Here is an 18,096-nt window from a genome sequence, read left to right as displayed (position 1 = left end):
TGCTGTTTCTCTAGGCTGGGATGCAGGTCAAGACCTATTCGTGACCAGGATCGATCCTTGAAGCAACCGTGGGCGTCGTGGTGCCGAAGTTCAAGCTCATTGACGGTCAAACCTGCCCAACGGCCTTTCAGCGCGCACTCGATACCATCGAGGTCGCTGGATCCTGGGACTGGGACATTCCTTCCGACTTGGTGCGTGCTGACACGTTCGTGGCATTGCTGTTCAACGTTGACCCTGGGGAAGCCAGCGTGGGACTTCCTTTGTCGGCATACATCGACGGCATCCATCGAGACGATCGTGAACACGTCCACGCCCTGATCCGTCGCTGCATCGACGAAGACAGCCCCTTCGTTGCAGAGTACCGAGTGCTCTCGGCCGATGGTGTCATGCGGTGGGTGCTCGACCGCGGCTACATTATCCGCGACCCGGTAGGACGCCCTGTACGCGGGCGCGGCATCATCGTTGACATCACGCGATCGCGGACGGGCAGGCTGACCTCCACGGCAGATGTGCCCGACCTCTTCATGCCGTCCCTGGAGCGTGCCGCGGACATAGTCATGGTCGCGCAGCAAATGATCATCGAGTTGCAGGACCCAACGCTGAAGGCCCAGGTAGATGCGCTCCTGCTGACGCTGGGACGTAGGCTGGCCCAGCAGGAGGTTCAGGAGCGGCGGCAATCCATGAACTGAGCGCACGCTGCGTATCGGCGGCGGTGCCAATATCCCGGCAGATGTGCACATGTACCCCGGTGCTCTCGCTCGCTGGGGTCTTGATTTCGTCGAGCAAATCCTGTTGTGCCTGCGATCCTCGGTATGCTCGCTTGAGCGACGAGACGTAAGCAGGGATTAAAGTGGCGGACGAAAACGTTGGGCGTGGCCCAAACTATGCCGAACTCGCTGGTGAACTTGTTGCCGCGTATGTCTCGAACAACCCAGTTCCCTCATCTGAGCTTCCGAAGCTGATCCAGACTGTGCACAGTGCGGTGATCGGGTTGGTCTCCGGTGCTGGGTCCAGCGCAACCACCAAGGCCGACGACGCCGAGAAGCCGACCGCGGCTCAGATCCGCAAGTCAGTCCGGGACGACGGCATCGTCAGCTTCATCGACGGTAAAAGCTACAAGACACTCAAGCGCCACCTGAGCAGCCACGGGCTCGACCCGCGCAGCTATCGCGACCGCTACGGCCTGCCCGCTGACTACCCGATGGTGGCCCCGAGCTACGCCGCGCAGCGCTCCGCTCTCGCCAGGGCCGTCGGCCTCGGCCGCCCAGGCGCTATGGCTGAAGCCGCTTCGAAGGGCCGCCACAAGGCCGCCAGATCCTGAAGCCGCGGGGACGGCTCGGCCCCGTCGCCCGATCTGATCACGGGCTGACGGGGGAGGTCGTCTATCTCACCTGCGTCCCGATAAGGTGCCGGGATCTGGTTAGCGCACCGTGACCCGCGCTGGCTCGGCACTGTGTCGGAATAGGCCCCGTAGGAGCCGGAAGGGCAGCCGCAGCAACCGGTAGACGGCGTGGGCGGTCATGACGGCGATAACGGCCAACAGGGCCAGCAGAGTGTTCCTCATGCGGGGTACTCCTGGCGGCGTGATACTCGGCGGACCGCCCCCGCCATTGTCTTCAGGAGGCGCGCCGATCGCGGCGGGACTGTGATGCGGATACCTGTGTCCCAGGCGCATTCCTCAGTGACGCGCGAGCCTGAGGCTCGTACGCCGGATTGATGTCGCATTCGCCGAAGCGCCATGCCTATCTCGTAGCCGTGTCGCAGGAGTGCGAAGCGGTCTGTGTGTATGCGATGTTGGCTGGGACATCGGAAGAGGCGTTGGAAGCTGTGGCTTTAGTCGCTCCGCCCGCATCGAAGCCGGAGGTCGTCGGAAGCCTGTCGCGCGCCTTGGTGAAGCGCATCCGGCTCAAGCCGGGGGAGCTACGATTGGTGTGACAGAGTCCGACCTGCTCACCGCCGATGAAGCGGCAAAGCTGCTGCGGGCCGGTCAGTGATGAAGGGGCTGGGTCTGACGTTGGTGCGCATCAAACTGTTGAGGGCCGCTGTGGCCCTCGTAGTCGCAAGCATCATCGCCGTGGCCCGAGGGATCGGGCGTCTGCCGTTAACAAGTCGGGGGCCGTGAGACGGATCAAGCTCGTCCCGGCAGCGCTGACGGGCTCACGCTCACCGATCAGTGATCAGGTCGGAGAGCCTACGATCCGAAACCTTTCCGCAGATGGCTCCGTATGAGCCATCATTGCCCCCAGCGACGGGGGAACGGAAGGAACTATGATGTTCAACACCAGCACAGGCCGCCGCGCGGCCCGGACGTTCGCCCTGACCCTCGCCCTCGGCCTGGGTGCGACCGGTGCAGCCTACGCCAAGAACCCGATGGTCGGCGGTGCGCCGATGTACGCCAGCAAGACCATCGTCGAGAACGCGGTCAACTCCAAGGACCACACCACGCTGGTCGCTGCCGTTAAAGCTGCGGGTCTCGTCGAGACGCTGAGCGGTCCCGGCCCGTTCACGGTGTTCGCACCCACGAACGCTGCCTTCGCTAAGCTACCGGCGGGCACCGTCGAGAACCTCGTCCAGCCGCAGAACAAGGCGACGCTGACCAAGATCCTGACCTACCACGTGGTTTCGGGCGTCTACACCGCCAAGGATCTGATGGCGCTGGCCAAGAAGGGCAGTGGACAGAACCAACTCACCACGGTCGAGGGCGAGCCGCTCGCCGTGGCTGTGCAGGGCAAGAAGGTCCTGATCACCGACGTGAAGGGCGGCACCGCCGTGGTGACCATCCCGAACGTGATGCAGTCGAACGGCGTGATCCACGTCGTCAACGCCGTGCTGATGCCCTGATCGCGACGGCGGCGCGGCATTTATCGCGCCGCCCTCTTTGCTACTCAGGTCGCTTCCCGCAGGCTGTCACTCGGAGCGCCCAGGCAGCGCTCTCAACAGCGCCGCGTGTAAATTCCAGCGTGGCTCCACCGGGGGGATCGCGTCGAGTAAGGGTGCCAACCACCGCTCCCAGACCCGTATCCGGTCGGCCATTCGCGCATCGACTGTAGCTTGACGCGCCACCTCTGCGCGGTCCCAAACGTCGAGGCTGCCGAGCACGTATTCGGCGGCGCGTAGGTCAGGATCGACGCTGGCTTCTAAACTGAGGCCGCTTCCGTCTTCGATCACCGGACCTCCTCCATCGGGTATGCAGAGATCCCCGGTCTCCCATCAAATTTGATCGCCCCTGAGATCTGCCATCCGGATCCGGCCCACGATCAGGGCGGAGCCCCTGGTCGCGTAGGGATAAGCCGATCGCTCGGAGAAGAGGCCGTCAGAGGACGACACGATCCAGCGGTAGCAGCCCCGGTACACAGGGCAGGGCATCACCGCGAGCCTGTAGGAGTGGGACAAGGCGTCAGCCTCGTAATCGGGCGGAACGACAGAGGGTCAGAGGGCTCCACCGGAGCCCTCCCGATGCTGGCAGTGAGCCTCTCACATGCGATGCATCATCCGCTTGCGCATCATGCGGCGGTGCATCATCCGCTTATGCATCATGCGCTTCTTCATCATCATGTGGTCGCCGTGCATCATACGGACCTGCGTGACATCCGACTGGCCGGTCTGAAGACCGCTTACCGGAACTGGAGCCGCCGACACGGTGCCGACACTGAGGGTGAAGCTGCCGAGCAGGGTTGCAGCAGCGAGAGCGAAGGTCGTCTTCCTCATCATGATCTCCTGAGTTCGGCGGGTACGTCGGCTCAGAGCCAGGAAGGCTGGGGAACCGCACGTCCCGGCACGACGCCGAAGCATGGCGTCAGAAGTCCTCTACGATCGTGATCGCGCCAGAGTTTCACCGCTCGAACCGGTAAAGCGATGAATTTCTATCGTATGATCAGATACGATTGGGTCTGCGTCGGGGGCTTCATGATGAGAGGCGCTCAAGCTTACCCACAAGCCTGATCACGTAAGAGTATTAAATTCGATGACAGCCGAAACCGTTGAGCGGCTACATTCGTATGACCGTGAATGTGACCAATCATAGAGGTTGATGGTGAAGCAAAATTTGAAGCAATCGATGACCCGTATTTCCGTGCCGATCCTCGCGATCGCCATCTCAGCGGGCCTTCTCTGTCCGGCTGATGCCGCTGTAAGGAAAGTGAAGATACCGAACCAGTACGACGGCTCGTGGACGATTATTGCCGCGACGGCCCAGGGGCCATGCTCAGCCAGCACGAGCTATCAGGTACAGATCAGGGACAGCGACGCGTCGATCCCCGGCGACGAGATCGACATCGCTGGCGGTGTATCTGCCGGAGGCACGGTGAAGGCCACGATCACCAAGGGGGCGAACAAGGTGCCGATTGCTGGGAGCCTCAGCACGAGGGGCAGCGGCAGCGGTAGCGGTACGTGGCGCACGTCTGGTGGGCTGATCGAGTGTAGCGGCAGTTGGAGCGCCAAGCGGGCTGGATAGAGCCGATCACGCCAGGAGGCTCTCGATTAGCTCCTGATGCATGCGGCTGAGGACGATGGTCCGTTCGATCTCGCTCAGGACGTGCTCGGCATAGGTACGCGCAGGCGAGCCTTGGGCGAGACCTGACAGGATGCGCATCTGCTGCTCGCGCCGCTCTTCCGCCTCGGCAACCTGCCGCCCTGCTTGAAAGAGCGGATCATGCGGCAGCGCATCGGAGCGGGAGAGCATAGCAGTCACAAAAGCATCCATAGCGCTGCCCCGCCGCCCATCGTCTCAGGGCTGGCGGGGCGTCGTGCCGTTCCTCACGGCGATGGGTCCGGGTACGCAACGCGGCCCAAGGTTCACAGTGGTCGAGGACGGTTATCGGATACAGAACGGCTACGCTTGAAGGGGTCCCAGATCGGGATGCCAGGCGGTCCAGCCCGAGATTCGACGGACTGGCACTTGTCATAGTTCTACATCCTAGCTGTTCCACCGGGAGCGGCAGCATGGCGCTTGATCGGCAGATTGCCGTGGCGTTCGGGGGACAGGGGCGGTAGCAGACCATCAGCGCGTTGCGTCGAGGCATGCTTCCGGTGCCAATTCGCGCAGTGAGTTATGCCGCTGACCTCAATCGTTCCAGTCAGGAAGACGAGCGCCCCGGCGCCTACCATGGCGCCGACGAAGCCGAGCCAGAGCGCTTCGTGGAAAGCTTCCTTCCGCGCTGAGGCTCGCTCCCACTGCGCAGGTACGAACGCCTGTTCGGCGACAAGGATCAGGCAGGACCAAAGCATGGCAGTTCGCTAAATGCTCGGCGCGGGGGCCTGTTCCGCAGGTTTGCACGTAGCGGTAAACCGTCTGTGTGCCGTCCGACCTATCGCCCGTGAATGGCGCCACGTGGATTAGATCAGCGTCGAACCCTACCGGCCATGCAGGCTTCCCGGCCGATCCTACCTGAATCGAATACTATCGCCGCTACCATCCGAGCCGCATTGAAGATGCTATCCATCCTCAATGCGGCTATCGGTCGATTCACCTGCCGATTGTCAGATCGCATGCGGCGCGCGACATGGCAATTTCTATCAAGCGGAACGTATTTTCGTCAGCTTGCTCGTATACCGCTCGTTCCGGGGCTGCGGCTTATGCATACCCGGATCGCTTCCGCCGCCTTCAAACTATCTGTTGTAAGCAAATTTAGTACGTTAACTGCACCGTCTGAAAACTCCACTAGTGCGATCCCCTTTGCGCCCTCAACTACCTGAGTTTCATCGGCAGCAATATGATGCTCGTCAATTTGACCGTCACAAGATTCAATCGTGTTCGCAACATATTTTTCGGCCCTTTCGCGCTTGTCAGCCTGCTTCCCCTCACGCTGGGCCTGACCTTCGGGTGTCAAGCTCCACAGATGCTTGGTTTTTCCAATTCCCGTCAGTCCTCGCCCGCCCCTTTCAGTTCTTAGTGGCTCGTTCAACCATTGCGCGACAGTTCCTATTGAAACGTTCTCGCGTTCGAGCACTAAACAAGCCTGGGCGTAATGCGTACAAAGGGAACGTACCTTTCTAGAACCTAAGCGCTCCATTACAGCCCTAACTGTCGAATGATAAGGGTTTTCACTCTTGCTTCTCTTGACGTGTCGATCCTGAAGGAAAGAAGCGTATATTTGTTCGTGATGAAAAATTGTTAGGTGAAGTGAATAGATCGCCTCGATTAAATTCTTAACACAATCGTTCTTCTCACTTGGCTGACTTGTTTGCATCCTCAGCAAATTCGAGCCCAACCGCTCAGCCTCTTGCACTAGATGCTCAAACCGCACGCGATCCACGCCTGTGCCTTCGTCAAATTCTTCTGACATAGTAAGAGTCCTATCCAGCAGACCGCGTGACCTGACCTTTCTTAGGTTTAGGTGCTGATGCGGTACTATGATGGGGTTGGTCTGCTTGAAGCGGCATCTGCCGGGAAGCGTTAACCTTGATCTAGCTTCCATCGCAGGCTACGTCAACAGGCGATTTTGTTAGCCATTTGCGAAATGAGGAATTTTGGGTGGGTGCGTGTGAACGGAAGGATCCGAGAGATTGGATTGCCATCTTTCGTCGGGCCAACGACGTGCTTCGAGAGGAGACCGGCGTTCCCGACCTCTCGGCGAGTTGGGTGCAGATCTTCTTGTTCGTGGCCGAGCAAGGCGGACAGCCATTATCAGCGATCGAACGTGCGGTCGGGATGCGCACCACGAGTGCACAACGTGCCGTTCAGGCGCTCAGTTTTGAAGATAGAAACGGACGAGACGGGCTTGGGCTGATCGAAGACGTGGTAGACCCCCGTCATGGATCGCGAAAGCTCTACTTCCTTAGCCAAGACGGCCAGAGAGTGATGACAAGTGTTCTGAACATATTAACTGGCGAAAAAAATGGAATGTACCCGGCGGAAACGGGAGGTGAATTTCTGCATAGGCTGGCTTTAGAACAGGCAGAAAGGCCGCCGCTGATTGATTTGAAAGCTTTTACTCCGCAAGAAGTAGCCACAGGCAAAAGGTCTTTGGCTAGAAAAAAAGTAGTCCTTGGACCGCACGTCGTCGCCTTCCCGCTTGCACCTGCGGCCTCTATGATCGATGATATGAGAACATGGGTCAAAGAAGTAGGAGGTGAATTGTACTCTTTGACGAACGTGGGGAAGCCTAACGGAATGGTTATCGTCGATTTGCCCAACAAGCAGACCGAAATATTTTTCCGACTGCGGTGGCTCAGATAGTCAATTGCGTGCCTCTGATTCGACGAAGGCAAGCAGCCGTCAGGCTCTTTGGTTCAACGGTTGAACGATCGGACTTTCTAAGCTTCTGCCGCCCCGCCTCGGTTACCCTATCTGGTCCAGATCGGGCTTGTTCACCCTCTCTACCATCGCGTCCCTCTGTCCCTAAAACCTCCTTGGGTTCGGCCCTCGTTTTCCCTCTGTCCGACTGCCCAAATCGGCCTGTTCCGCAATCATCTGGTTCCGGGACGGGGCGGATCAGTGCGGGCTTGACGGTAGGCGGATCCGTGAGAATCTGGAGAGGATGAAGCGGGTCGCCTTTTACGTTCGGGTCTCGACCGCCGATGGCCAAACGACGGAGAACCAGACCCGCGTGCTGCACGAGGTCGCCGCTCGGTCGGGCTGGAACGTCACGGCGATCTTCAGCGACGATGGCATCTCCGGGTCTAAGGGCCGGGATCGCAGGCCAGGGCTGGACGCGCTACTCAAGGCGGTAACCCGGTGCGAGGTCGATCTCGTCGCGGCCTGGAGCGTCGATCGACTCGGCCGGTCCCTGCCGGACCTACTCAACCTACTGGGCGAGCTTCAGGGACGCGGCGTCGATCTCTTCCTGCACCAGCAGGCTCTGGACACGAGCACGCCGGGCGGGCGGATGATGTTCCAGATGCTCGGGGTGTTCGCTGAGTTCGAGCGGTCGCTGATCCGCTCGCGCGTCATGGCCGGACTCGAACGAACTAAGGCCAAGGGCACGAGGCTCGGTCGGCCGCCGTTGGATCCGGACAAGGCCGAGGCGATCCGCGCGCTGCTGGTGGCTGGGATCGGGATCCGGGAGACGGCGCGCCGGACCAGCGTCGGAGCCTCGACCGTGCAGCGCATGCACGCGGCAATGATCGCCTCCCAGGATCGGGAGACGATCACCGCCGCGGCGTGATGACAGTCAGGAGATCAGCCCTGGATCGTTGCCGACCTTCAGCCCACCAGGATCAGTTCCACCAGTAGTTCGACCGGGTGGATCCGTTCGCCAGGGTTCCGCAACGGCTCAGGCTCTTGAGGATGTCCTTGATCTCGGCCCTGCGCTTCCGAGGCGAGTTGCCGTAGGCAGCCTCTTCCCAAAGCCTGTTCTGGATCTCGCCCACGTCGAGACCGGCCCGGTTGAGAGCCGCAGCCAGCCGGAAGAAGGCAGCGTGCCCGGAGCCGCGCGGGGTCATCCGCCAGTCCTGGACCGCCTTCTCGATCAGGGTCGCGCGACGGTCGGCACCGAGATGCGCGTCCCGAGCCGCCATGGCATCGCGCACGGCCTGGAGCTTGGCGCTGACCTGACGCTTCTCGGTGACCGGCTTGGGCACCTGCGCGGAGACGATCGCAGGCACCGGCAGAGCCACAACGTTCTCCGGCCGGACCGGCTCGGGCTCCGGGCGAAGGTCGAGGATGCAGTGCTCGATCCAGTCGTGCAGGTCGAGCGGGCCGCGCGCCGGGTTGCCCTCGCCGTAGTCGATGAAGAACGAGTCCTTCGGATCCTGAGCCTGGACGGGCAGGTAGAACAGCGCGGCACCGTTGAACTTGCCCTCGTCGAAGCCGTGGCAGAGCCGGGCCTTGGCCCCCGAGCGCTTGGCCTGCTTCTCGATCTGGCGCTTGCCCCAATACCCGGCGTTGTTCAGCACCTTCTCGATCTGCCCCATGATCAGCGCCATCACGTCGAGCGAGTAGGCGTAGCTCGTCGGCACGAACGCGCGCCAGCGCGGCGCCGCCGCCGTGGACGAGGCCGTGTTCCAGACCACGATGCGCAGGTACGGGAACAGGTCGGCGAAGGCGGCGTGGGTCAGGTCGCCGCCGTCGTTGTCGAGCCAGATGCCGCGCAGGTGGGTGATGTTGTCCAGCCCGCGGCCCTTGTCGGCCGCCTTCGACGGATCGAAGTGGGCCGGGGAGAACAGGCCCGACTCGTCCTTGAGCACCCGCCGGGTGTGCAGGTCGCGCAGTTCCGTGACGAAGCCGTCGTCGTCGTAGTGGACGAAGTGCTCGAACGGCATCGAGTCGTACTTCGACAGGTAGGCAGTACCGCACGTCATGGCCGAAGCCGCAGGCAACGACGTGACGTAATCCCCTCCCTTAGAAGGGATATCGTCACGCACGAACTCACGCATCTCACCCCGGACCTGCTCGGCAAGGAGCGGGTAGCTCGCACAGATGAACGAGGTCCCGTTGATCAGGTCGAGTTGCGCGAGGTGCCTGCTTTTCTGCTCGGCCCGGTGCGCCCTGTTCTTGGCCGCGTTGTCGGCGTGCTGGCGCGGGCGCCCGGCCTTACCCTTGCTCGGCAGCGCGCCGAGGCCCGGCAGCGGCAACACCGCGGCGCCGGGGAACAGGTCAGCCAACCACTCGGCCGTGTCCCGATCCATGACCACGACCTTCTTGGGCGTGGCATCGTCCGGGTTGCGGATCGAGCAGCGCATCACCGCCTGATAGACCGCCGTCCGGTAGCCACCGGTGCGCAACTCTTCGCCCGAGACCCCCTGGCCGGTCATGAAGTGGAAGTGCGCGGGCGGCGGGTTGAGGGCCGAGAGCACCGCGACGTTGTGGTAGCCCTGGTACGAGTTCAGCCCGTGCGGGGTGTTGGGCAAGCGCTCGGCCTTCGGCAGACCAAAGAAGCCGTCGTCCAGGTCCTTGTTGCCCATCCACACGAAGGGCTCGGCCCCGATCAGGGAGGCGATGGCCTGCCGGATCTTCTCCAGGATCCGCGTCTCCACGCCCGACGCATCCTTCACAGCACGGTCCCGGAAGCGCTTCGACCACGCCTCGTGGCTGGCGTAGTAGATGGTGATGCGATCCCCGTTCTCGTGCTTGGTGTAGCGCAGGTCCTTGCGCAGGGCCTCACTCACCGGCTGCATCTCGACGCCCTGGGCCGACCACAACCGGAACAGGGTCGTCTCCATCATGCAGGCCGAGGCGATCGTGGCCGAGGCGAAGCCCTGCACGATCGAGGGCTTGAGCAACGAGTACGTGATGAGGGAGGCGGTGGTCTTCTGACCGCGGCGCAGGCGCTCGAACTCAGTCTGCTTGGCGTAGACCGTCCAGTCCTCGGACGCGATCCGGTGAGCGAGCGGTCCGAGGACGGCGTAGACCGCGTCGCCGTTCTGGTTGCGGGCGATCTTATCGAGGCTCATCAGGCGACCTCCTCGATCATGGCCCGACCCGCGATGAACGGGTCGAGGCGACCGTAGACCGGCCCCTCAGGCAGGAAGTCCAGGTGAGGCAGGATCAGGTGCCCCGTATCCGGCAGCGGCAGATCCTCGAACACGTCCACCTGCGGGACCTCGTCCATGATGAGGTGCCAGTCGGCCTTCCGATGCAGGTAGGGGACCCGCATCAGCGCGGCGTGGCTGATGAGCAGGACCTCACCCTGGCTCGGTTCGGCATCCTGGAAGTGGGCCACGATCGCCCCAACCGCCGAGGCGCCGCGGAGCACCGTGCCGCTGTGGATAGCGCGGCAGGGATAGGCCGGGTTGAGCGACAGAAGCTCGTCGGAGAGCGTCTTGTCGATGAGGTGCATCGTCGGCTGGACGATGAGGGCCTTGCGGCCACGCCGGGCAAGGCGGTCGGCATGCCGGGCCAACGCCCGCGTCTTACCCGCGCCCGCCAGCGCGTCGAAGTAATAGATGGTCACGTGCAATCCCTTAAATGAAAACCCGCGAGGGGTGGCGGCACCTCGCGGGTCATGGGATTGCGAACGCCTGCGACAGCGCGCCGAACAGAGTATTGCTCGGTCTATGTATTTATCGTCGCAGGCTTACGCCGTCCCCCGCCAGGGGCCTGAACGCCAAACGCGCTCTGGGAGTACTTATCCCAGGCCGACCGGTCCGGAGTCAATTTAATCGACCTCCCGACCTGCTCTACGACGCCTGCCCGACAAACAAAGGCCGCCGCGCAGAGACGAAGCTTGACGGGCGCCAGCACAGTGCTACCCAAGCAGGGGGGAAGCGAGATCATTGGTGCAGAAGAGGAATTGGCCGCTGGCGGCTCATCCCTCCGTCTCCGCCATTTAGCCCTAAGTTATTGTAAAATCAGGGTTTTTCTCGCTTCGTCCGACCAGCTTTGGTGACACAGTGTCACCGTAGCCTTGAGGGGATGAGGCCAGCGGTGCGGCGCGCCGACCATCTGCAATGCCGCCGTGGGCGCTGGTCTGTGCGACTCAGGGTGCCCGCCCACCTCGTCGCCCTGGTCGGACAAACCCACCTCGTCCGGTCTCTCGACACGAGCAATGAGGCTGTTGCGCGAGAGCGACGCTGGATCGCCCTGGCACTGCTCTGGGAATGGATCGGCGAGCAGACCGTTTCGGACGGTTGGGAGCCCGCCTGGGCGGCTGGTCTGACCGCTTCAGGACGGCCCCGTGACGACGGGCGAGAGTGCCCCGACCCTACTCCTCATCTTCTTCCCAAAAGGCGATCCAGAGAGGGTAGCCAGGGTCATGCTCCCCCAGTGGGCTCATCGCGCCAAACCACGATCCTTACGACGATGGAGCGATGGTTGAAGGAGATCGAAGCCTATACCGGCTCAGAGGACGACGCTCGGGTTGAAGGTTGCATCATTCAGCGGCAACAAAAAGCGAACGGCGAACGAGTTGCCATCGATGCGCACGACGGTCGCGTAGCGCTTGCCGACGACAACGAGTGCACCCGTACCGAACGAGACCGGGGCAGTCGGTTGAATCTTGGCACCAGTTCGCGACAGATCGAGGATCGACGCATCGCAGGTGGGTCCGTCTAATAACCGAACCGCGACGGCGCGATGGTGCGGTATCAGGCGTGGGTCCTTACGCTGCTCGAATGTCTGGTCGCCCTGCTCATCAAGCCATGCGATCCGTGCCGCTACGCGTTTCCTGCGGCTGTCGCTCAGGTCAAGGCGCAACTTGAAGCCTGTGGCGGCCACCGTCTCGATTCGACCTGACAGAGCGCCGATGCCGTCGAGATAACAAATCGCCTCTGCACCAGCACGGCCGGTCGCAGTGGTCGTGACCAGGGCCTCGTTCGGCAACGTAATGCTGACAAGACACGGCCGTTCCTCTCCCGCAGCAATCAAGATCCGACCTGCTACAGGCATGGTAGAAGCGCTCGGTTGGACTCCGTCTACGGCTGCTTCCTCATCCATCATCAAGCGTCCCGGTCAAGCGCCGTCGCATTTGCGAGGTCATGGGCGGACGCGTTCATCGAACAGGTGCGGCGGGAACGGTTCGAGGAACTGGACGGCGATGCCGGTCTCGATGAGGCGCATGACGGTCGCGAAACGCCGACCGACACGAACACGAGCACCGACGAACGGTTGCTGGGCCGCGTCCAAGTTGATGGCTGCCCCGGACAGCGAGATGTCGAGGATCGTACCAACCAGAACCATCTGCTCCCCGAGTCGTACCTCGACGCTGCGGTGGAGCGGCACGATCCGGGGTGCTCGATGCAACTGAGAAGCCAGTTTGCGCTCGGCTTCATGCCACTTCAGGCGTGTGGCGATCTTCTCGCGTCGGCCCTCCTTGATCATGAAGGTCGCGCTGAAGCTGGAGATTGAGGTAGCGGTGATCCTACCGACGAGGATGCCGACGTTGTCGAGGGCGCAAATCACGATCTCGCCGGGTGTGGCTTTGGCCTGCACCCGGACTTCGCCCTGCAACGGCAAGTGCATCAGCACCGTGCAAGACAACTCATCGCCGTTAGCGAGGAGGACCCGCCCGTTAATCGGCTCACATTCTGGCGGTGGTTGTGTATCTGCCGAAGGAGCGCGGGCTTTCCATTCGGGTCGTACCTTCCTCATGGTCATGCTGGGCATCGCTGAGCGCCATGTCATCCGATCTTGGGGCTGCGCAGCGACACGTAGCGTGCGCGGTATCTGCGTTCGCAACCCAAGGTATAATCTGAAGTCAAAAAATTAATTGGAGGTAAATTACAAAGCGGACGCTTAATTTGAATTCAATATTCCATAGATGATCTATGTTAATATCGACTATAGTACATAGTAGATCCGTACTGGTATACGAGGTGGCTCGCTTCTGCTTCGTCGGCATCGGTGACGCCGAACTCGATCTGGAGGGATAATGGATGTCCTGAAAAGCGACTCACGAATCCGCTCGGACGAAGTGATATTGGCGCTGACGACCAGTGGGGGGACTATGTCAACATGACGGGCTGGTTCGTGGGCGTGCGCGAAACCGAGGGTCACGAAGTATTGCTACAATCTTTGCGGTGTGCGATGGCCTCGACAGCCGAAGAGGCAATAGAAGGCACGTTACCGACCTTTCAGGCAGTCGCGAAGCGTCAGGATTTAGCTACGAGATGCTTGGCCACTTGAGTTTCGATGACGTGATCAATAGCGTCGATAGCGGCGCGGAGTTGCTCTGGCACGAGCCCTGATGAATAAACGGCAAGAGCGAGCGTCGGTTTGGCATGCCCCATAAGCTCAGCGATAACGCTACTATTGACTGCTGTGGTGTGGGTGGAGGCCCGTTCGAGGTAGGTCGCGAAGCACCGTCTGAAGCTATGAAAATCGACCTGCTTGCTTGGTCCAAGCACCTTCTGGCGGAAGGTCGCAAATCGCTTCACTACGATCCAGCTTCGCTTCCCGTCTGGGCCTGCGGGTGTCAGGCCGGAAAACACCCAGCCATCGGATGAGCTTGCCAATCGACGCTCCATGACGGGCCAAGCCAACGCATGCACTGGCATGATGCGTCGGGCATTCTCTGTTTTCCCATGCGAGATGCGGAACGCCCGTTCCTCAACCATCACATCGGAAACTCTTAGCTGGCAAAGCTCGCTGATGCGGCAGCCAGTCAGCAAGCCCATCCTCATGAGGTCGAACAGCACCGTTCCGTACCGTTGGCCCATGATCGCGGCCGGGTCGGCAGCGAGCAACACGGTAAGCTCATCAGCGCTGTAGGCGCGCTTTGCTGGTTCCTGTTTAGAGCTATTCGCGAAGCTACCTTGGCCCTGCCACGGATTGTCGCTGACAAAGCCACGCTTGATGAGCCACTGCCACATCGATGAGAGCGACGCGATCTTTCGATTGACCGTGGCCTGAGACGCCCCACTCCGCAGGAGCACGCCGCTCACGAACTCACCTGCGACGCGTCGATCCACCCGGTGGACGACATAATTTGACGGCTGAGTTTGTGCAAACTCCCGGACGGCAAGAGTGTGCTGCATCCGAGACTGCTTGGTCTGGACCCCTTCGATCTCCTTCAACCATCGCTCCATCGTCGTAAGGATCGTGGTTTGGCGCGATGAGCCCACTGGGGGAGCATGACCCTGGCTACCCTCTCTGGATCGCCTTTTGGGAAGAAGATGAGGAGTAGGGTCGGGGCACTCTCGCCCGTCGTCACGGGGCCGTCCTGAAGCGGTCAGACCAGCCGCCCAGGCGGGCTCCCAACCGTCCGAAACGGTCTGCTCGCCGATCCATTCCCAGAGCAGTGCCAGGGCGATCCAGCGTCGCTCTCGCGCAACAGCCTCATTGCTCGTGTCGAGAGACCGGACGAGGTGGGTTTGTCCGACCAGGGCGACGAGGTGGGCGGGCACCCTGAGTCGCACAGACCAGCGCCCACGGCGGCATTGCAGATGGTCGGCGCGCCGCACCGCTGGCCTCATCCCCTCAAGGCTACGGTGACACTGTGTCACCAAAGCTGGTCGGACGAAGCGAGAAAAACCCTGATTTTACAATAACTTAGGGCTAAATGGCGGAGACGGAGGGAATGTCCCCGGAGCGCCGTTAGATCACAGAAAACAATGACTTAGTGGATGCCCTCAATACCTTTTGTGTACCACCTCCGTGGACACCCGTCTACAACAAGCGCCGGCGGTAATTCAGGCCGGTGTGGCCGGTCTTCACGACACCCGGATTGATCCATCCTGCTCCCAGATTGCGAATAGTGGAGGCGCGCTTGGCAACGTGGGCAGAGGCAGCCGGGGCCAGTCAAGGCGGACGATAAGGCCGCCTCCAACCGGTCGGTCCGGGCGAGCGCCCGCTCGTGGGCAGCCGTCAGCGCCTCGAACTGCGCAAGCAGCCATGGGATCGGGTCATCGCGCACGAGCGACAGCCAGCCGGCTATGTATACGGCATGGTTCGGGTGTGGCTCGGGGGCGAGGCCAAGTCCGGCGAGGACGAAGGCGCCGCCGAGTTCGGCCACCGGTTCCTCTGCGGCGTAGACGCGGGGGCGAAGCGGGTAGTGACGTGCCGATCGAGGCGGTGGGGCGCCCCAGTCCAATGCACGAGTTCGTGGGTGAGCGTGCCGCAGTAACGCGCGGCCGAGCGGAAGGCCGCGCGCTCAGGCAGGCGGATCTCGTCGTGGGTGGGAAGGTAGCAGGCCAGGGCACCCGTGCGGATCACCGCGCTGGTGGCGGCGACGAACCGATCGAAGACTGGGATGGGGCCGATCGGTATGGCGGGGAGCGCGGGCGGCTCGGGAGCGCCGTCGACCTGGGCGGCGTTGAACACGGTGGAGGCGCGCGCGACGAAGCGGGGCGCATCCGCCTCGTCTGTGCTCGTCTCTCCAACAGCATCGAGGGGCAGGTCGCGGTAGGACAGCGGCCACAACGCACACGATCCAGCGAAGATCTCGCTTGCTTGTTGTTCCCTCAGGACCTTGCACGAGATGAGCACGTTGCGTGTGCCATGTAGGGGCGGGACTATCGCTGTTTGTGGCGGCGCGATGGAGCGGAATCGTGCGATTTAACCATGTCGCCAACCGGGTGAACCCGGATCATTTCCAGACTGTCATGGACATGTTCGTCGGGCAGCTAGGTTTTGTGGAGCTGCGGCGGACCGAACGGGCTGTGTGGTTGCGCCAGCCCGGAGCCAACGTCGACCTGCAGCTCAGCCGTAGCGACACTGGGCACCGAGATGATGACCGGGAGCGCTCGCAGATCTCGTTCCTCAGCGAAACCCCGGAAACCAAACTCAATCGATTGGCTCAGTGGTTTACCGCGAGAGGGTTGCCAGCTCACGTCGGTGCCTATTCCGATCGCGAGTTCTACCTCGACGTGCCGGCGGCGTTCGTCGATTTTGTCGTTGAGGCGATGCTGCCCGAACTCGCCGCATACGACGTCGTGGTGTGACCCTCAACTGATCTTCAGAAGATCCGCTTGCTGGAGGTCTGAGCGAACCAGAATGACCGAAGGTGGCCGATAGCAGAATGACCGCTCCGGGGAGGGCCAGCCGGAAAAGCGGACGGACCTGCACCAACCTATCACGCTCACGCGAATAGCTATCGGCCCTTCTCGAAAGCGGCCACTGGCCAGCCGCCCAATAACATCGGCTTTGGTTGGAAAGCAGACTTTAGCCCCCCATCTCGAAGCGGGTGGGCCGCCCCACCCGCAGAGGATGCTTGCGGTCAGACATGCCAGCGACAGATCCGCTGAAGAGCAGGACTGCGCGCTATGTTAGCAAGAGGTCAAGCAACATGAGGGTTCGGCAATCATCCAGCGAGGCAACTTATTGAGCTACAGGATCGGGCGCGGTGGTACAGGACGGCAGAGGGCAAGCAAATCAACGATTTGTTTGGTCCCGGCATTTGGTGGAGTGGGTTTGACCTGAAGCGGCCGGGCTCGGCGGACCATGCTTTACAGATAGCTTAATAGGGGGTGAGCCCAGGCAAGGTCTTAAGGCCGCGGACAAAGTTGTAGGCGTCAACGAAGTTAGCCAGGTGAACGCAGAGTTGTGCGTGGTTGTCGTAGTGGTAGCGCTTGACCGTCGCGTCCTTGATCGAGCGGTTCATTCGCTCGACCTGACTGTTGGTCCAGGAGTGACGCGGCTTGGTTACCCTGAGTTCGCGCGGCTTCCAGGAAGTTAATCCCGACGGCGTTCGATGTCGACGGCCGGACGAAGCCTGCCTCGCTCGTGAACCGCGTCAACCGTCCGGTCAGCGCTCGCTTCAAGCCTGCCGCGTGACAAGTCGGGGGCAGAGCAGGAGCAGACGTACCATCGCCGCCTGCCGACGTGTCTCCGTCTTCTCGAAGATGCGGCGCAGATGGACGCGTGCAGTATGCAACGTGATCCCGCGGTGGCTCGCGCTCGCCACCAGATCGTTCCCGGCCAGCATTTCTAGGGCGAATGCAGCCTCGGCGGGCGTGAGACCGAATTGCACCTGCAGCATGTCTTTCCCGGGCAGCCGGATGGTAGCGGGATCGATCAGGCGCAGGAGCACGGCTGGCTCGGCAGTCTCATAGGGTGTCGGGGCCAGCGCGCTCGCAGCGATCAGCAATGTCCTGTCCTCGCTCACGAGACGGATCGAACCGCTGCCCGTCACCGCGCAACCCGAGACCATCCTGCGAAGGGCCGCGGTATCGTTCGGCGCCCCGGCGCGGAGATGACCATCCACAAGCCGCAACGGAACACCGAGAACCATGGCGCGGGCGGCGCAATTTAGGAACAGCACGCGGCCGCAGGTGGCGAGGACCGCTACTCCTTCCTCGAAATGCTCGACGAAAGCCTGAAGCGCGGCGGCGACGCCCGTCGGATCGACCCTGGAGCGTTGCGGTCCATCAGCGCCGTCCGACCGGTTTGAGCCGCCTCCCCTCGTGTCGCGGAGGGGTGCCGGCGGGACGCCCGGCATCAACGGGGTCGGGTCTGCGGCAGCCAACATGAGCGATCCCTCGTCCGGTTCAGGTGAAACGACCTCTTGAGAGCGGACACAGTGCAATCCGTCGGAGGCGGAAGGGTGTGAGGTTCGTCACTCCCGCACCACGCGGAAGAACAGGACGACTGCGACGGCGAGGACCATCGATCGCAGCGCGCCTGCTGTTGCCGGATCCTGATGTCAGGTCGCGGCGCGATCGCTGAGACCGCAACGCGCCCCTTCGGCCGGCGGTGACATCACCCGCCCGCCGCGGGATTCAATTTTTATTGACGTTCGACACGGCCGGCTGCGCCGGGCGAGCAGGTATGGGGGTCTTGTA

Annotated in this window: 18 protein-coding genes and 4 pseudogenes; 8 read left to right on the top strand and 14 right to left on the bottom strand. The window is 62.0% G+C overall.

Annotated features, from left to right (window positions below; all coding sequences use genetic code 11):
* The first annotated feature begins 68 nt into the window (after positions 1-68).
* Both AC0IY0_RS23730 and AC0IY0_RS23725 read left to right on the top strand, forming a co-directional pair.
* Positions 69-689 carry a PAS domain-containing protein gene (locus tag AC0IY0_RS23730; RefSeq protein WP_471765768.1) on the top strand — a complete coding sequence of 207 codons (621 nt, stop codon included), beginning with the start codon at positions 69-71 and terminating at the stop codon, positions 687-689.
* Between the two features lie 161 nt (positions 690-850).
* A complete protein-coding gene (locus AC0IY0_RS23725; RefSeq protein ID WP_471765766.1) occupies positions 851-1,321 on the top strand; it encodes a Ros/MucR family transcriptional regulator in 471 nt (156 codons plus the stop codon).
* Between the two features lie 99 nt (positions 1,322-1,420).
* On the opposite strand, the gene AC0IY0_RS23720 is transcribed toward AC0IY0_RS23725, so the two are convergent.
* Positions 1,421-1,564, bottom strand: a complete 144-nt coding sequence (locus AC0IY0_RS23720; protein ID WP_471765765.1) for a hypothetical protein — start codon at positions 1,562-1,564, stop codon at positions 1,421-1,423.
* Between the two features lie 707 nt (positions 1,565-2,271).
* Between AC0IY0_RS23720 and AC0IY0_RS23715 the strand changes: the two genes are divergently transcribed.
* On the top strand, positions 2,272-2,841 hold the full coding sequence (locus AC0IY0_RS23715) for a fasciclin domain-containing protein (protein WP_147939612.1): 570 nt from the start codon (positions 2,272-2,274) through the stop codon (positions 2,839-2,841).
* A 66-nt stretch (positions 2,842-2,907) separates the two neighbouring features.
* Here AC0IY0_RS23715 and AC0IY0_RS23710 read toward each other — a convergent pair whose 3' ends face one another.
* Positions 2,908-3,168: a hypothetical protein gene (locus tag AC0IY0_RS23710; RefSeq protein WP_471765763.1), complete on the bottom strand. Its 261-nt coding sequence runs from the start codon at positions 3,166-3,168 to the stop codon at positions 2,908-2,910.
* 306 nt (positions 3,169-3,474) lie between these two features.
* Positions 3,475-3,708, bottom strand: coding sequence for a hypothetical protein (locus AC0IY0_RS23705; protein WP_471765761.1), 234 nt, complete (start codon positions 3,706-3,708; stop codon positions 3,475-3,477).
* Between the two features lie 349 nt (positions 3,709-4,057).
* Here AC0IY0_RS23705 and AC0IY0_RS23700 point away from each other — a divergent pair, with 349 nt between their 5' ends.
* Entirely contained in the window at positions 4,058-4,453 is a 396-nt protein-coding gene (locus AC0IY0_RS23700) for a heme utilization protein (protein WP_471765760.1), read from the top strand.
* A gap of 6 nt (positions 4,454-4,459) precedes the next feature.
* Here AC0IY0_RS23700 and AC0IY0_RS23695 read toward each other — a convergent pair whose 3' ends face one another.
* Both AC0IY0_RS23695 and AC0IY0_RS23690 read right to left on the bottom strand, forming a co-directional pair.
* Positions 4,460-4,681, bottom strand: a complete 222-nt coding sequence (locus AC0IY0_RS23695; RefSeq protein ID WP_471765759.1) for a hypothetical protein — start codon at positions 4,679-4,681, stop codon at positions 4,460-4,462.
* 853 nt (positions 4,682-5,534) lie between these two features.
* On the bottom strand, positions 5,535-6,284 hold the full coding sequence (locus AC0IY0_RS23690; protein WP_471765758.1) for a hypothetical protein: 750 nt from the start codon (positions 6,282-6,284) through the stop codon (positions 5,535-5,537).
* 296 nt (positions 6,285-6,580) lie between these two features.
* On the opposite strand from AC0IY0_RS23690, the gene AC0IY0_RS23685 reads away from it, so the two are divergent.
* Together AC0IY0_RS23685 and AC0IY0_RS23680 are read left to right on the top strand one after the other, a co-directional pair.
* Positions 6,581-7,177 (top strand): hypothetical protein, encoded by a 597-nt coding sequence (locus AC0IY0_RS23685; RefSeq protein WP_471765757.1) that lies wholly within the window; start codon positions 6,581-6,583, stop codon positions 7,175-7,177.
* A 301-nt stretch (positions 7,178-7,478) separates the two neighbouring features.
* Positions 7,479-8,105, top strand: a complete 627-nt coding sequence (locus tag AC0IY0_RS23680) for a recombinase family protein (protein ID WP_471765756.1) — start codon at positions 7,479-7,481, stop codon at positions 8,103-8,105.
* Between the two features lie 52 nt (positions 8,106-8,157).
* Here AC0IY0_RS23680 and AC0IY0_RS23675 read toward each other — a convergent pair whose 3' ends face one another.
* Both AC0IY0_RS23675 and AC0IY0_RS23670 read right to left on the bottom strand, forming a co-directional pair.
* Positions 8,158-10,332: a hypothetical protein gene (locus AC0IY0_RS23675; protein ID WP_471765755.1), complete on the bottom strand. Its 2,175-nt coding sequence runs from the start codon at positions 10,330-10,332 to the stop codon at positions 8,158-8,160.
* Positions 10,332-10,832, bottom strand: a complete 501-nt coding sequence (locus AC0IY0_RS23670; RefSeq protein ID WP_471765754.1) for a hypothetical protein — start codon at positions 10,830-10,832, stop codon at positions 10,332-10,334. Before AC0IY0_RS23670 ends, AC0IY0_RS23675 begins: the two co-directional genes overlap by 1 nt.
* A 461-nt stretch (positions 10,833-11,293) precedes the next feature.
* On the opposite strand from AC0IY0_RS23670, the pseudogene AC0IY0_RS23665 reads away from it, so the two are divergent.
* Positions 11,294-11,452: pseudogene (locus tag AC0IY0_RS23665) on the top strand (DUF6538 domain-containing protein); the annotation flags it as partial.
* Positions 11,453-11,719: 267 nt separating this feature from the next.
* On the opposite strand, the gene AC0IY0_RS23660 reads toward AC0IY0_RS23665, so the two are convergent.
* From AC0IY0_RS23660 to AC0IY0_RS23640, 5 genes and pseudogenes are all read right to left on the bottom strand, one after another.
* Positions 11,720-12,316, bottom strand: coding sequence for a PilZ domain-containing protein (locus AC0IY0_RS23660; protein WP_471765820.1), 597 nt, complete (start codon positions 12,314-12,316; stop codon positions 11,720-11,722).
* A gap of 36 nt (positions 12,317-12,352) precedes the next feature.
* Positions 12,353-12,838, bottom strand: a complete 486-nt coding sequence (locus tag AC0IY0_RS23655; RefSeq protein WP_471765818.1) for a PilZ domain-containing protein — start codon at positions 12,836-12,838, stop codon at positions 12,353-12,355.
* A gap of 629 nt (positions 12,839-13,467) precedes the next feature.
* On the bottom strand, positions 13,468-14,391 hold the full coding sequence (locus AC0IY0_RS23650; RefSeq protein WP_471765816.1) for a tyrosine-type recombinase/integrase: 924 nt from the start codon (positions 14,389-14,391) through the stop codon (positions 13,468-13,470).
* A 240-nt stretch (positions 14,392-14,631) separates the two neighbouring features.
* Positions 14,632-14,790 (bottom strand): annotated as a pseudogene (locus AC0IY0_RS23645) (DUF6538 domain-containing protein); the annotation flags it as partial.
* Between the two features lie 143 nt (positions 14,791-14,933).
* A pseudogene (locus tag AC0IY0_RS23640) lies at positions 14,934-15,529 on the bottom strand (zincin-like metallopeptidase domain-containing protein).
* A gap of 389 nt (positions 15,530-15,918) precedes the next feature.
* On the opposite strand from AC0IY0_RS23640, the gene AC0IY0_RS23635 reads away from it, so the two are divergent.
* Positions 15,919-16,257, top strand: a complete 339-nt coding sequence (locus AC0IY0_RS23635) for a hypothetical protein (protein ID WP_471765753.1) — start codon at positions 15,919-15,921, stop codon at positions 16,255-16,257.
* A 359-nt stretch (positions 16,258-16,616) separates the two neighbouring features.
* On the opposite strand, the pseudogene AC0IY0_RS23630 reads toward AC0IY0_RS23635, so the two are convergent.
* Both AC0IY0_RS23630 and AC0IY0_RS23625 read right to left on the bottom strand, forming a co-directional pair.
* A pseudogene (locus tag AC0IY0_RS23630) lies at positions 16,617-16,970 on the bottom strand (integrase core domain-containing protein); the annotation flags it as partial.
* Between the two features lie 102 nt (positions 16,971-17,072).
* Positions 17,073-17,783, bottom strand: a complete 711-nt coding sequence (locus AC0IY0_RS23625) for a helix-turn-helix transcriptional regulator (protein WP_471765752.1) — start codon at positions 17,781-17,783, stop codon at positions 17,073-17,075.
* Positions 17,784-18,096 lie beyond the last annotated feature (313 nt).

The sequence above is a fragment of the Methylobacterium sp. AC315 genome, assembly GCF_979253755.1.
This window is presented reverse-complemented; position numbering and strand designations above follow the sequence as displayed.